The following is a 14,481-nucleotide window of genomic DNA, read 5'->3' on the forward strand; positions in this document are numbered from 1 at the left end:
CGACCGCGACCGGCCGCGAAGCGGATGTGCCCCCCGCCCGCGAAGCGGAGATCATGCTACCCGAACGACAAGGGCCCTCCGCCGCCGTTTATTCCGGCGTCGCAGGGCCCTCGTCGCACCGAAGCTAGACCCGCAGGTAGAACCGGAGGGTGACCCAGGCGGTGACCGCGCTGATCAGGCCGCCGACCCCGGCCATGATCGGGAAGGTCAGCAGCACCTCACCCCAGCTGACCGGGGCGAACAGCCCCTGCAGGGCGCTCAGTGCGTCGTCGAAGAGGAACTTCTTCAGCGCGACCAGGGCACCGAGGCCGAGCACCGAACCGATCAGGCCGGCGACCACCGCCTCCAGCACGAACGGCGCCTGGATGAACCAGTTCGAGGCGCCGACCAGCTTCATGACCGCGACCTCGCGCCGCTTGCTGTACGCGGCGACCTGGATGGTGTTGGCGACCAGCAGCAACGCGGCGACGGCCATCGCGACGGCGGCGGCCAGCGCGACGTTCTGCCCGGCGGTGAACAGGTTGAAGATCTTGTCGAGCACCTGACTCTGGTCGACCACCTGGTCGACCCCCTCGGCCGAGGCGTACTGCTCCGAGATGGTCTTGTACTCCTCCGGGTTCACCAGGTTGAGCCGGTAGGACTCGGGCAGCTGGTCCGCCTTGACCGCGCTGAGCAGGTCCGGGGAGTCGCGGAACATCTCCTGGAAGCGCTGGAACGCCTCGTCCTTGTTGACGTAGGTGACCTGCGAGACCAGCGGGTCGGACTCCAGCCGGGCGCCCAGCGCGACCCGCTCATCTTCGGAGATGTCGGTCTTCAGGAAGACCGACACCTGGATGTTCTCGAAGTAGAGCTCCTTCATGTCAGCGACCTTGGTGTAGATCAGGCCGCTGGCGCCGAGCATGGTCAGTGAGACACCCAACGTGATGATCATCGCGATGGTCATCGTCACGTTGCGCCACAGTCCGACCAGTACCTCGGACAGGACGTATTTCATCCGCATCGGGATTTTCCTCCGGCTCTCCGGCGTGAGGTGTTAGTCGTCAGATCGGGGTGCGGTGGGTCGGCCTCGTCACCCGTAGACGCCGCGGGCCTGGTCGCGAACGATCCGGCCGCTCTCGATCTCGATGACCCGGCGGCGCATCTGGTTCACGATGTTGGAGTCGTGGGTGACCATCACGACGGTCGTACCGGTGCGGTTGATCCGGTCCAGCAAACGCATGATCTCGATGGACGTGTCCGGGTCCAGGTTTCCGGTCGGCTCGTCGGCCAGGAGGATCAACGGGCGGTTCACGAACGCCCGGGCCACCGCGACACGCTGCTGCTCACCACCGGAGAGCTCGTGCGGGTAGCGGTGCTCCTTGCCACCGAGGCCGACCAGTTCCAGCACCTCCGGCACGACCCGGCGGGCCACCGCCTTGGTCTTGCCGATCACCTCGAGGGCGAAGGCCACGTTCTCGTACGCGGTGCGGTTGGGCAGCAGCCGGAAGTCCTGGAAGACGCAGCCGATCGAGCGGCGGAAGTGCGGACGCTTCCAGGACCTCATGGAGGTGACGTCCTTGCCGTTCACCACGACGCGACCCTTGTTGGGGGTCACCTCGTGCAGCAGCATCTTGATGATCGTGGACTTGCCGGAGCCGGATGGACCGATGAAGAAGACGAACTCGCCCTTGTCGATCGACACGGACACGTTGTCGAGCGAAGGCCGCGACGCCTTCGGGTACGTCTTCGTCACTTGCTCAAGCTGAATCACGGGTGGTGAGTCTACGCGGTGTAACGGTCGTGCCAAGTCCTACGCCCCGCCGTTGCGGGACATGTCATTGATTCAGCACGTCACGTCGAGATCGATGACGCACTCCGCCCACGATCGATCACGCACCGTCGCCGGCGAGTTGCTGCTGCTTGCGCCAACGGATACCGGCTTCGATGAACGGGTCCAGTTCGCCGTCGAAGACCGAGGTCGGATTGCCGGTCTCCTGCTCGGTACGCAGATCCTTCACCATCTGATAAGGGTGCAGCACGTACGACCGCATCTGGTCGCCCCACGAGCCCGCCGCGTCGGTCTTCAGGCCCTGCAGCTTGGCCTGCTCCTCCTGGCGCTTGCGCTCCAGCAACCGGGCCTGCAGCACCCGCAGCGCGGACGCCTTGTTCTGCAACTGCGACTTCTCGTTCTGGCAGGTCACCACGATGCCGGTCGGGATGTGCGTGATCCGCACCGCCGAGTCGGTGGTGTTGACGCTCTGCCCACCCGGCCCGGACGACCGGTAGACGTCGATCCGCATCTCGTTCTCGGGGATGTCGATGTGGTCGGTCTGCTCCACCACCGGCAGCACCTCGACCCCGGCGAAGCTGGTCTGCCGGCGTCCCTGGTTGTCGAACGGGCTGATCCGGACCAGGCGGTGGGTGCCGGACTCGACGCTGAGGGTGCCGTAGGCGTACGGCACCTTGACCGTGAAGGTGGCCGACTTGAGGCCCGCCTCCTCGGCGTACGAGGTCTCGTACACCTCGGTCGGGTAGCCGTGCCGCTCGGCCCAGCGCAGGTACATCCGCAGCAGCATCTCGGCGAAGTCCGCCGCGTCCACGCCACCGGCACCCGCCCGGATGGCCACCAGGGCCTCCCGGGAGTCGTACTCGCCGGAGAGCAAGGTGCGGACCTCCATCTCCTGGATGGCCTTGGCCAGCCCGGTGATCTCCGACTCGACCTCGGTGAGCACGCCGGAGTCGGACTCGGCCTCGGCGAGTTCCAGCAGCACGTTCGCGTCGTCGAGCCGCGAACGCAGGGAGCCCAGCTTGTCGATCTCGCCGTTGACGTACGACAGCTGCGAGGTCACCTGTTGGGCCCGGGCCTGGTCGTCCCACAGGTCCGGGGCGGACGCCTCCTGCTCCAGGCGTTCCTTGTCCGCCCGCAGGCGGTCGAGGTCGAGCACCGCCTCGATGTTGCGCAGGGTGGCGTCGAGTTCCTTGAGCTGTTCGGCGTAGTCGGCAGCGGTCACGACAGACAAGACTACTGCTCGGGCGAGGAGTGAGCTTGCGAGCCCCGCAGTCCCGAGCCAAAAACACGCCGCTCGGGCGAGGAGTCGGCTCGTCAGCCCCGCAGTCCCGAGCCGAGAAGGGGGTGGTCAGCTGCTGACCGGGGCGCTCTTCAGCCAGGACAGGGCGGCCTTGTGGTACGCCACGGCGAACTCCAACGCGCTCGCGTCGTACGTGTCGCCTTCCTTGCGGGCGTTCTTGGCCTGCTCGCGGACCCGCGCCAGGGCTTCGGTGTGGTACTCGTTCGCGGCCGCCTGGAGGCTCTTCAGCTGGCTCGCGGAGTGCAGCTGCCCGAAGGCGATGCGCAGGGCGATCGGGTTACGGATGGTGTCCCGGCCGGGATCCTCGGCCAGCCAGCGGGAGAAGGTCCGCTTGCCGGCGGCCGTGATCGCGTACGGTTGGCTCATCCGCGGCCCGGGCTTACCGAGCCGGACGAGGCCCTTGTCGGCGAGCACCGGTAGCTCCCGGTAGACCTGACTGCGGGTCATCGACCAGTACGGCGCCAGCCGGCGCTCAGCGGCGGCCATCAACTGGCCACCTGTCATGGGACCCTCGTGGAGCAGCCCGAGCAGGGCCGCCGCCGTGGGGTTGACTCCGGATTCCGCCATGCCCCTTACGCTGCCACTTTGCCGCGCCGCCGTCCAGGATTTCACCGTTTCGCCACCCATTGGGGTTTCCTATGTGCACTGTCGGCGCGCGACGGTCGGCGTCGGGCCTACGTACCGCGGCACGCCACTCCGGTCAGCGGCGCCGTCAAGAAGGGACCTTCCTGTGCACCGGGCGTCAGGAAGGGCCCTTCCTCACCGCTCAGCCCATGTGGGGGTAGGTGTGGTCGGTCGGCGGGACGAAGGTCTCCTTGATCGTCCGGGGGGACATCCAGCGGACCAGGTTGTGCCAGGAGCCGGCCTTGTCGTTGGTGCCGCTGGCCCGGGCGCCACCGAAGGGCTGCTGCCCGACCACCGCACCGGTCGGCTTGTCGTTGATGTAGAAGTTGCCGGCCGCGTACCGCATCTTCTCGGCCACCGCGTCGACCACCCGGCGGTCGGTGGCGAAGATCGACCCGGTCAGCGCGTACGGGGCGATCGACTCGGCCTGGGCGACCACCTCGTCGAAGCGGGCGTCGTCGAAGACGTGCACGCCGAGGATCGGGCCGAAGTACTCGGTGGTGAACGTCTCGTGCGCCGGGTCACCGCACTCGAAGATCGTCGGCCGGACGAACCAGCCGACCGAGTCGTCGGCGGTGCCACCGGCGATGATCCGGCAGCTGCCGTCGCCGGAGATCAGTTCCAGCGCCGCGGTGTGCCGGGCGAACGCCTTGTCGTCGATGACCGCGCCGCCGAAGTTACGGAAGTCGGTGACGTCGCCGTAGGCCAGCCCGTCCGCGGTGGCGGCCAGCCGGTCGCGCAGGCCGCTCTCCCACATCGACCGTGGCACGTACGCCCGGGAGGCCGCCGAGCACTTCTGGCCCTGGTACTCGAAGGCGCCCCGGATCAGGGCGGTGTGCAGGGCGTCGACGTCGGCGCTGGGATGCGCCACCACGAAGTCCTTGCCACCGGTCTCACCGACCAGCCGGGGGTAGCCCCGGTAGCCGGCGATGTTCTCCCCGACGGTGCGCCAGAGCTGCTGGAAGACCTTGGTGGAGCCGGTGAAGTGGATGCCGGCCAGGTCGGGGTCGGCCAGCACCACGTCGGAGACCTCCTCGCCCCGGCCGGTGACCATGTTGATCACACCGGGGGGCAGGCCGGCCGCCTCGAACAGCCGCATCGTGAAGTGTGCCGCGAACTGCTGGGTGGGGCCCGGCTTCCAGACCACGGTGTTGCCCAGCAGGGCCGGCGCCGAGGGCAGGTTGCCGGCGATCGCGGTGAAGTTGAACGGGGTGACCGCGTAGACGAAGCCCTCCAGCGGCCGGTGGTCGAACCGGTTCCACACCCCGGGCGAGGACATCGGCTGCTCGGCGAGGAGCTTGCGGGCGAAGTACACGTTGAACCGGAGGAAGTCGATGAACTCACAGGCCGAGTCGATCTCGGCCTGCACCGCGGTCTTCGACTGACCGAGCATGGTGGCCGCGTTGAGGGTGTCCCGCCACGGGCCGGAGAGCAGTTCGGCGGCGCGCAGGAAGATCGCGGCCCGCTCCTCGAAGGGCAGCGCGCGCCAACCCGGTGCCGCCTCCTTGGCGGCCCGGACCGCCGCCCGGGCGTCGTCGTGGGTGGCGTGCCCGGTCACCCCGAGCACGTGGGCGTGCTTGTGCGGCTGCACCACCTGGATCTGTTCGCCACCGGCCATCCGCTGCTCACCCGCGATGGTCATCGGCAGGTCGATCCGATCGGCGGCCAGTTCGACGAGCCGCCGCTGGAGCCGCGCGGTGTCGGCACTACCCGGCTGGTAGGTGCGTACCGGCTCGTTGTGCGGCTCGGGTACGGAGAACACGGCGTCCATCAGGGCTCCTGGCGATCTCGACGGCGGTGACGAAACCGGTCCCGCGGTGGCGGGACCTCGGGCAATCCTCCCACGCTCAGCGTCGGCCGAGCACACCACGGCCGCCCGGGAACCAATGATCTAGAGGTTGTTGGTCTTGTTCGACACCGATTCGTACCTTCACGGCACGAAGTGCCGAAGGAATGCAGGCCGCAGTGGCGGCGCGCGGGGTTCGATCCCCGGGTCGGGGCGGCCGCGTACGCTGGGTTGCCGGTGACGTACCGGGCCGGGTCGACGGGCCTGGCGGCGAAGGGGAGACGATGAGCAACCAGCCCGGCGGGCCGACCGTCGTGCCCGCTGACCGGTCCCAGAGCGTCGATCCGGCCGACGGAGTCGACACCTCGGCTCGGCGGCCACCGCACGCTCCCGGCAGCCTCGGGCTGGCGATACTGGCGGTCGGCTGGCTGGCGGCGATGCTCTGGTCGACCCGCGAGGCGATCAACTCGGCCACCGCCGGGGTCACCGCAGTGAGCCTGTCGGCCTTCGCGCTGCCTGGCGTGATCTCGGCAGCCCTGGTGGCCGGTGCCGCAGTGGGGCTGGCCGTCGCCGAGCCGGTCAGCCGGCGGGGCGATCGCAGCACCCTACGGTTCGCGGTGGCGATCGGCGCCGGCCTGGTCGTCGGCCTGGCCACCGCGCTCACCATCGACCTCAGTTACGTGGGCAACACCACCACCCGCACGATCGCCGGCACCGCCGCCGCGGCGGCGGTCATCGGCGGCGCTCTGGCCGGTTCCCGCAGCGGGGCGGTGGTCGGTGCCGTCGTCTCCGCCGCGCTCGGCACGCTGGCCTTCGTGGTGGCGTTCAGCGTGGCCCGCGACCCGCTGTTCGACCTGTTCGGGGCCGGTGACAGCCAGCAGTCGCTGGTCACCGCGGCAACCTGGGTCTCGCGCACCGAATCGCTGCTCGCCGGTCTCCTCGCCGGCGGCTTGGCGTTCGGCTACCTCACCTGGGCTCGCCGACGGGCCGCCCGGCGCGGCACCGACGGGGCCGGACTGCGCTGGCCCGCGTACCTGGTCGCCGGGGCGGGCCCCGGGCTCCTGCTGCTGCTCGCCGAGGTGATCATCCGGGTCGGTGGGCGGTCCCTGATCGACCTGGCCGCGGCGTTGAGCGAGGCGGACGCGATCGCCCAGACCTCGCTGGGCACCTCACGGGTGGACAACGGCATCTGGGTGCTGTTCGTAGGCGCCCTGACCGCCATGATCGTCTTCGGGCGGACCCTCACCCCGGCGCCCGACCCCGACGAGGCCGAGTCCGGCCCGACCGAGTCCGGCCCGACCGAGTCCGGCCCGGCCGAGTCCGGCCCGGCCGAGCCCAACCCGACCGGGGGCGACCTCCGCTGAGTCGGCCGCCGGTCACTCCGGGCCGGCGGCGGCCCGGAGCAGCACGTCCAGCTCGCTCGGGTCGTACCACTCCAGCTCGTGGTCCTCGGCACCGTCGACGGTGAACTGGGCGTCCGGGTCACCCGCCAACGCCTCCGCCACCACCTTCGCCGCGGCAGCGACATCCGCCACGGCGTCCGCCCCGTCGACGTGCAGGGCCGCCACGGCACTGGCGGGTACCGGCCCACGCAGCTCCACCACACTGGAACCCAGCTCGCCATCGCCACGGCCGAGCACCGACACCGGGAGGTCCACCGACACCACCACCCGCCGACGCGGTGCCGCGCTGTCGTGCCGCAGCAGTTGCAGGGCGTCCTGGGCGGCACGGGTGAAGGCGACGTACTCCAGCTCCTCCTCGTCACCCTCCGCGTACCACTCCCGCAGCATCGGGGTCACGGCGTGCGCCTGGGCCGCCGTGAGGCCGTGCTCGGGCAGCCGGGCCAGCATCGGCACGGTCGCCGGCAGGTACACCCGGACTAGCTCGTCGGTCACCGTTGGTCTCCCCCGCTCTGTTCCCCGGCCGGCGACACCGCCGGCCGGCCGCACGGTCACGCCGTACGCCCTGACCGTCATACACCCCGTACCCGCTCCGGCGAAAGTTCCGGCGCCACCGGGTGTGTCCGACGACCGGCAGTTGCCGGACCGGTGTTTGCGTTCACGTCAGTCCGTGATGGCAAACTGAGGCAAACGACGCCAACCTGGGGAGTTTAGGTGGAGCCGAGGTTCCTGCTGCTGTCCGACGTGGCCGCCGAGCTGAACGTGTCGGACTCGCAGGTCTACCACATGGTACGCAGCGGCGAACTCCCCGCCATCAAGATCGGCGGGCGGGGTCAGTGGCGGGTGGAGCGCCCCCGGCTGGAGGAGTACATCCAGCGCAAGTACGCCGAGACTGCCGAGTGGGTACGCACCAATCCGCTGGCCGAGCGCGATCCCGAGTAGCCGCGGGCACCCTGCCGACCATTGACCAACGACTCTCCCTTGCTCAACAATGAGCCTTACCCGGAAGCAAACGAAGGCAAACGAAGGCAATCTCGGGTATCCGCGAGAGTGAGGGCAGGGATGATCGACCGTCGCCGACCTGGACCGAGCCGACCGCCCGTACGGCTGCGACCGGCACCCGCGTTCGACCCGCCCTGCGTCGACGAGGGCGACGGCGCCTGGCCCCGCCCGAGCGACGACCAACTCACTCTCGACTTCTTCGGCGCCCAGCAGCGACCCGCACGGCGCGAGCCCGACCGCGCTTCCGCCCCACGCGGCGCGTCACGTCCGGCGCCCGCCCGCCCCAGGCCCTCCCGCCAGCTACCGCCGGGCGCCCTGGCCACCGCCACCCCGGTGGCCACCCAGGTCGCCCACCGCTTCGTCGCCAACTGCCTGGAGGTGTTCAACGGTTTCCGGGCGCCGGTGCAGCTACGACACCAACTCGATCCGGCCCGTGCCGCGCTGCTCCTGCCCGAGTTGGCGCGGGCCACCGCCCGGGGTGGGGCAGCGCGGGCCACCGCTCGGGGTACGGCAGCGCGGGCCGCCGCCCGGGGCGGTTCGCGACATCGCTCGGCCCACCCCACGCTGCGACTGCGCCGCCTGCGCGTCTGCGAACTCCACTCGACCGCCATCGAAGCCGCCGCGGTGCTCACCGGAGCCGCCGGCACCAGCTGGGCGATGGCGGTACGTCTGGATCACCGGCGCGGCAGCTGGCTCTGCACCGACCTTCGCGTCCTCTGAACCCGCACGGCGCACGCCGGCAGGACCGCGCCGATCCTGGGTCGCGACATCGTTGCTTTTATCCGGGATCGTTACGTTTATCCGGGATCGGAAGATCGGCACGAGCGGGTGACACACTGCGGTGCCGCGTGATTGCACAGAGAAATAATGATTTCTGACTGCAATCACGACGGACCACACGATGCCCGCCGGCCGGGGCCGGGGAATACACCATGCCGCCGAATCAGCGAAGGCCGATCAGAGAGGCGATCGCCCCTCGGCGTTACCGCGGCCAACCCGACGCGGCCAACCCGACGCGGCCAACCCGACGCGGCCAACCCGACCCGGAAAGCCCGACGGTGGCCGACGCGGGCAGCCCGCGTCGGCCACGCTCGGTCGAGCCGACGGGTCGGTCAGCTGGCCGAGGTGCCGCCAGGGGCGCCGTGGCACCGCTTGTACTTGCGTCCCGAGCCGCAGGGGCACGGCGCGTTCCGGGACGGACCGTTGCTGGCGGCCGCCTGCCCGGTGACCGCCGCCTGGCGGGCCGTGCTGGACGCCACGCCCGGACCGCGCTGGGCACCGGCGGGGCGGTGACCGGCCGACCGCTGGGGAGCGCTCGGGGCCGTCCCACCGGGTGCCGCCGGGGCGGCCGGGGCGGGGCCACCGATGCCGAGCGCCGGGGCCTGCTGGTCCTCGCGTTGCACGGCGACCGCGCCGGCTCCGGCCTCACCGTCGATGGTCGGCGCGGAGTACTGCAACCCCTGCTGCTGCGGCGCGCGGCCCAGGCCCTTGGCCCGGATCTCCACCGGCTTGTCCAGCAGCTGGACCTCCTCGGCCTCCGGCTCCGGCTCGTTGACCTGCACGTCGAGGTTGTATAGGAAGCCGACCGTCTCCTCCTTGATGCCCTCCATCATGGTGGTGAACATGGCGAAGCCCTCGCGCTGGTACTCCACCACCGGGTCCCGCTGGGCGTACGCCCGCAGTGTGATGCCCTCCTGGAGGTAGTCCATCTCGTAGAGGTGCTCACGCCACTTGCGGTCGATGACCTGGAGCAGCACCATCCGCTCCAACTGCCGGGTGCCCTCGGCGCCGAGTTGCTCCTCGCGGCGGTCGTACGCGGCGTTCGCGTCCTCCTTGAAGCGGGAGATCAGGAAGTCGGCGTCGAGGCTGCCCCGCGATCCGCCGGCCTCCTCCTCCATCTCCTCGATGGTGATGCCCACCGGGTAGAGCTGCTTGAGGCTCGTCCACAGCTGGTCGAGGTCCCAGTCCTCGGCGTAGCCGTCCGAGGTCGCACCCCGGACGTACGCTTCGACCATGTCGTCGATCATGTTGCGGACCTGCTCGGAGAGGTCCTCGCCGTTGAGTACGCGCAGCCGCTCGGCGTAGATCACCTGGCGCTGCTTGTTCATGACCTCGTCGTACTTGAGGACGTTCTTGCGGATCTCGGCGTTCTGCCCCTCGATCTGGGCCTGCGCGCTCTTGATCTGGCGGGTGACCATCTTCGACTCGATGGGCACGTCCTCCGGGATGTTGAAGCGCTCCATCACCGCCTCGACCGCACCGGAGCGGAACCGCTTCATCAGCTCGTCCTGCAGGGACAGGTAGAACCGCGACTCACCCGGGTCGCCCTGCCGGCCGGAGCGACCGCGCAGCTGGTTGTCGATCCGCCGTGACTCGTGCCGCTCGGTGCCCAGCACGTAGAGGCCACCGGCGGCGGCCACCTCCTCGGCCTCGGCGTCGCAGGCCTGCTTCCACTTCGGCAGGACCTCCTCCATGGCCTTGTCGTACTCCTCGGCGTGCTCCTCCGGGTCGAGGCCGCGCTGGCGCAGCTCGCTCGCGGCGAGGAACTCGGGGTTACCACCGAGCAGGATGTCGGTGCCCCGGCCGGCCATGTTGGTGGCGACCGTGACCGCGCCCTTGCGACCGGCCTGGGCGACGATCTCCGCCTCCCGGGCGTGGAACTTCGCGTTCAGCACGGAGTGCGGGATGCCCCGGCGGCGCAGCAGCTGGGAGAGGATCTCGGAGTTCTCCACCGAGACGGTGCCGACCAGCACCGGCTGCCCGGCCTGGTGCCGCTCGGCGATGTCCTCGATCACCGCGTTGAACTTGGCCTTCTCGGTCTTGTAGATGACGTCGGCCCGGTCCTGCCGGACCATCGGCCGGTGGGTCGGGATGGTCACCACGCCGACCTTGTAGACCTTGTTGAACTCGCCCGCCTCGGTCTGGGCGGTACCGGTCATGCCGGAGAGCTTGTCGTAGAGGCGGAAGTAGTTCTGCAGGGTGATGGTGGCCAGGGTCTGGTTCTCCTGCTTGATCTCCACCCCCTCCTTGGCCTCGATCGCCTGGTGCATGCCCTCGTTGTAGCGACGACCGTGCAGGATGCGGCCGGTGAACTCGTCGACGATCAGGACCTCGCCGTCGCTGACGATGTAGTCCTTGTCGCGCTTGTACAGCTCCTTGGCCTTGATGGCGTTGTTCAGGTAGCCGACCAGCGGGGTGTTCACCGACTCGTAGAGGTTGTCGATGCCGAGCCGGTCCTCGACCTTGGCCACGCCCCGCTCGGTGACGGCGATGGTGCGCTTGGCGTAGTCGACCTCGTAGTCGCCCTCGCCGTCCTTGCCGGACTGCAGGCGGGCCACCACGGCGGCGAACTCGCCGTACCAGCGGGCGGAGTGCTCGGCCGGGCCGGAGATGATCAGCGGCGTCCGGGCCTCGTCGATCAGGATGGAGTCGACCTCGTCGACCACGGCGAAGTTGTGGCCGCGCTGGACCAGCTCGTCCTTCGACCAGGCCATGTTGTCGCGCAGGTAGTCGAAGCCGAACTCGTTGTTCGTGCCGTAGGTGATGTCGCACTCGTACGCCGCGCGGTGCTCGCTCGCCGGCCGGTTGGGCAGCACCACGCCGACGGACAGGCCGAGGAACTGGTGCACCCGGCCCATCCAGGCGGCGTCCCGCTGGGCCAGGTAGTCGTTGACCGTGACCACGTGCACGCCCTTGCCGGACAGCGCGTTGAGGTACACCGGCATGACCGAGGTCAGGGTCTTACCCTCACCGGTCTTCATCTCGGCGATGTTGCCGAAGTGCAGCGCCGCGCCACCCATCACCTGGACGTCGTACGGCCGCTGGCCGAGCACCCGCGCCGCCGCTTCCCGACAGACCGCGAACGCCTCGGGCAACAGGTCGTCAAGGGTCTCCCCCTCGGCGAGCCGCTCCCGGAACTGTTCGGTCATGCCGCTCAGTTCCTCGTCGGTGAGGTTGACGTAGTCGTCCTCGATCGAGTTGACGGCGGCGGCGATCGCCTTGAGGCGGCGTACCATGCGCCCCTCGCCCGCGCGGAGGACCTTTTCCAGAATCGACACGGATCAACGCTCCCCTAGACAGTCTCGAACCATCGTAGGCGTTCCATCGGGCCGATGGTCACTGGTGGCGGCGGTCGGCCACCCCGAAACCGACATAACGCTCGGCTGGCCGGTCCGGACGCTCGTTTTCCGGTTACGCCGTGGGCGAACGATCCGGCACGATGGGTCGGGTGGAGCCTGTGGAGATCATCGAGGACGGTCTGGTGTTACGGCCGTGGCGCGCCGAGGACGCCGACGACGTGCACCGCGCCTTCCAGGACCCGGACATCCAGCGCTCGACCAGCATCCCGCATCCGTACCTACCGGAACACGCGCGGGCATTCGTCGCCAGGCGGGCGCAGCGGCTGGAGGCAGGCACCGCCGCGCCCTTCGCGGTCTGCGACGCCGCCACCGGCGACCTGCTCGGCGGCTGTGACCTGCACACCATCGACCGGAACCGCGAACTCAGCGAGATCGGCTACTGGACCGCGCCCTGGGCGCGCGGTCGCGGCGTCGCGGTACGCGCGGTCCGGGCGCTGGCCCGGTGGTCGTTCGCGGAACTCGGGCTGCGCCGGCTGGTCTGGAGTGCCGCGACCGGCAACCACGCCTCGCGGCTGGTCGCCCTGCGCTGCGGCTTCCAGGTGGAGGGACGGCTACGCGCCGCCGAGACCGAACGCGGCCACGAGTGGTTCGGCTCGCTGCTGCCCGGTGACGTACCGGCGCCCGGCGAGGTCGGCCCCGCCGGGCCGGACACGCTGGCGGCCCGCCGGGCGGCCGTCTTCGGCCGGCCGCAACCCACCCTCTTCGCCTCCGCCGGGGCGCACGAGCTGCGGCTCCGCCCGATGGAGGAAGGCGACCTCGACGCGGTGGTGATCGCCTGCCAGGATCCGGACACCCAGCGGTGGACCACGCTGCCGCAGGAGTACGATCGGCCGGCCGCCGAATCGTTCCTGAGCCACTGCCGGGACACCTGGGCCGGCGGCACCGCCGCCTGCTTCGTGATCGCCGACAGGCAGGACCGCTACGCCGGCTCGATCGACCTGCGCCTGAGCGCCACCGACCCACTGCTGGCCGACGTCGGCTTCCTCACCGCGCCACACGCCCGGGGCCGGGGCTACCAGCCGGCGGCGCTGCTCGCACTCTGCGCCTGGGGATTCGCCGCGCTCGGACTGGCCCGGATCGAGTGGCGGGCCAACGTCGGCAACGTCGCCTCCCGCCGGGTCGCCGAGAAGGCCGGCTTCACCGTCGAGGGCGTCGCCCGCAACGCCCTCAACCATCGGGGCACCCGGGTCGACGCCTGGGTCGGCGCGCTGCTCGCCGAAGACCTGACCGGAGCCGGGCAGGGCACGCTCGACGGCGGGCAGGGCACGCTCGGCGGCGGGCAGTTGATCACGGGCGAGGTGGCGGTGTGAAGCCGGAGACCATCGACGCGGAGGGCCTGCGGCTGCGCCCGTTCCGCCCGGCCGACGTCCCGGACGTCACCGCCGGCTGCGCCGACCCGCTCACCCAGCGGTTCCTCGACGGACTGCCCAGCCCGTACACCGAGGCCGACGCCCGGCGGTGGGTCGCCGAGGGCGCGCCGGCCGCCTTCGCCGGTGGTGGGGCCGCGTACGCCGTCGCCGACCCGGCGACCGATCGGCTGCTCGGCACCGTCGGGCTGAGCAACCCGGTGCCGCAGCGGAACCAGGCCGAGATCGGCTACTGGGTGGCACCGTCGGCACGCGGCCGGGGCGTGGCCGGGGCGGCGACCCGGGCGCTCGCCGGCCGCGCCTTCGCCGACGGCTTCGCCCGGCTGGAACTGCTCGCCCACGTCGAGAACTCGATCAGCCAGCGGGTCGCGCTGGCGGCCGGGTTCCGGCCCGAGGGGGTACGCCGCGGCGCCGCCCCGGTACGCGGCGGCGGCCGCCGGGACCTGACGGTGTGGGTACGCCTCGCCGACGACCCGCCCGGACCGTACCCGCGCCCGCTGCCGGACCTGCCCGACGGTCGGCTCACCGACGGTGTGGTCGTGCTGCGGCCGCTGGAGCCGGCGGACGCAGACCAGATGTACCGCCTGCACACCGGCCCGGACGTGGCCGCCAGCCGGGTGCCGCCGGGCGTGCCGACCCGCGAGGAGATCGACCGCCGTGGCCTGGCCGCGGCGAGTCAGTGGCTGACCGGTACCGCCGCCTCGATGACCATCCTCGACGCCGAGTCGGACGCGGTGGCCGGCAGTTGTGCGTTGATCTACGACCAGCCCGCCACCGGTCAGGCGATGCTCGGCTACAGCCTGTTCCCGGACTGGCGGGGCCGCGGCTACGCCGGTCGGACGGTACGACTGCTCGCCCGGTGGGGCTTCGACCGGGTCGGTCTGGCCCGGATCTGGGCCGGCACCCTGCCGGAGAACGTGGCCTCCCGACGGGTGCTGGAGCGGGCCGGTTTCCGGTACGAGGGACAGCTGCGCGGGCGGCTGCCCGGCGGGTCCGGCACCCGGGCCGACTCCACCGTGTACGCCCTGCTGCCCGGCGACCTGACGCGGTGATGCGCGCAGCGGCCCACCGGACGACGCGGGCCGGGACGACAGT

General features: G+C 70.6%; 12 protein-coding genes. 5 read left to right on the forward strand and 7 right to left on the reverse strand.

Annotated features, from left to right (window positions below; translation table 11 throughout):
• Window positions 1–124 precede the first annotated feature (124 nt).
• The 5 genes from ftsX to pruA form a co-directional block, all read right to left on the reverse strand.
• Window positions 125–1,000 (reverse strand): permease-like cell division protein FtsX, encoded by an 876-nt coding sequence (gene ftsX / locus D2L64_RS22085; protein WP_119579128.1) that lies wholly within the window; start codon window positions 998–1,000, stop codon window positions 125–127.
• A gap of 69 nt (window positions 1,001–1,069) precedes the next feature.
• Entirely contained in the window at window positions 1,070–1,750 is a 681-nt protein-coding gene (ftsE, locus tag D2L64_RS22090) for a cell division ATP-binding protein FtsE (protein WP_013731749.1), read from the reverse strand.
• Between the two features lie 118 nt (window positions 1,751–1,868).
• Window positions 1,869–2,990, reverse strand: a complete 1,122-nt coding sequence (prfB, locus tag D2L64_RS22095) for a peptide chain release factor 2 (protein WP_119579129.1) — start codon at window positions 2,988–2,990, stop codon at window positions 1,869–1,871.
• Between the two features lie 126 nt (window positions 2,991–3,116).
• Window positions 3,117–3,635: a PadR family transcriptional regulator gene (locus D2L64_RS22100; protein ID WP_119579130.1), complete on the reverse strand. Its 519-nt coding sequence runs from the start codon at window positions 3,633–3,635 to the stop codon at window positions 3,117–3,119.
• Between the two features lie 199 nt (window positions 3,636–3,834).
• Window positions 3,835–5,463, reverse strand: coding sequence for an L-glutamate gamma-semialdehyde dehydrogenase (gene pruA / locus D2L64_RS22105; RefSeq protein WP_119579131.1), 1,629 nt, complete (start codon window positions 5,461–5,463; stop codon window positions 3,835–3,837).
• Window positions 5,464–5,762: 299 nt separating this feature from the next.
• Here pruA and D2L64_RS22110 point away from each other — a divergent pair, with 299 nt between their 5' ends.
• On the forward strand, window positions 5,763–6,842 hold the full coding sequence (locus D2L64_RS22110; RefSeq protein WP_233559090.1) for a hypothetical protein: 1,080 nt from the start codon (window positions 5,763–5,765) through the stop codon (window positions 6,840–6,842).
• Between the two features lie 12 nt (window positions 6,843–6,854).
• Here the strand turns inward: D2L64_RS22110 and D2L64_RS22120 are convergent, their stop codons facing one another.
• The gene (locus D2L64_RS22120) at window positions 6,855–7,373 is read right to left on the reverse strand and encodes a DUF6912 family protein (RefSeq protein ID WP_119579132.1); all 519 of its coding nucleotides are present in this window, start codon (window positions 7,371–7,373) and stop codon (window positions 6,855–6,857) included.
• 219 nt (window positions 7,374–7,592) lie between these two features.
• Here D2L64_RS22120 and D2L64_RS22125 point away from each other — a divergent pair, with 219 nt between their 5' ends.
• The gene (locus tag D2L64_RS22125) at window positions 7,593–7,820 is read left to right on the forward strand and encodes a helix-turn-helix transcriptional regulator (RefSeq protein WP_119579133.1); all 228 of its coding nucleotides are present in this window, start codon (window positions 7,593–7,595) and stop codon (window positions 7,818–7,820) included.
• Between the two features lie 120 nt (window positions 7,821–7,940).
• A complete protein-coding gene (locus D2L64_RS22130; RefSeq protein ID WP_119579134.1) occupies window positions 7,941–8,600 on the forward strand; it encodes an Rv3235 family protein in 660 nt (219 codons plus the stop codon).
• A gap of 392 nt (window positions 8,601–8,992) precedes the next feature.
• On the opposite strand, the gene secA is transcribed toward D2L64_RS22130, so the two are convergent.
• Window positions 8,993–11,938 carry a preprotein translocase subunit SecA gene (gene secA, locus D2L64_RS22135; protein WP_119579135.1) on the reverse strand — a complete coding sequence of 982 codons (2,946 nt, stop codon included), beginning with the start codon at window positions 11,936–11,938 and terminating at the stop codon, window positions 8,993–8,995.
• A 161-nt stretch (window positions 11,939–12,099) separates the two neighbouring features.
• Here secA and D2L64_RS22140 point away from each other — a divergent pair, with 161 nt between their 5' ends.
• Window positions 12,100–13,329: a GNAT family N-acetyltransferase gene (locus tag D2L64_RS22140; RefSeq protein WP_233559092.1), complete on the forward strand. Its 1,230-nt coding sequence runs from the start codon at window positions 12,100–12,102 to the stop codon at window positions 13,327–13,329.
• The gene (locus D2L64_RS22145) at window positions 13,326–14,438 is read left to right on the forward strand and encodes a GNAT family N-acetyltransferase (protein WP_119579136.1); all 1,113 of its coding nucleotides are present in this window, start codon (window positions 13,326–13,328) and stop codon (window positions 14,436–14,438) included. Before D2L64_RS22140 ends, D2L64_RS22145 begins: the two co-directional genes overlap by 4 nt.
• Window positions 14,439–14,481 lie beyond the last annotated feature (43 nt).

Source organism: Micromonospora radicis (assembly GCF_003583405.1).
Taxonomy (GTDB): domain Bacteria; phylum Actinomycetota; class Actinomycetes; order Mycobacteriales; family Micromonosporaceae; genus Micromonospora; species Micromonospora radicis.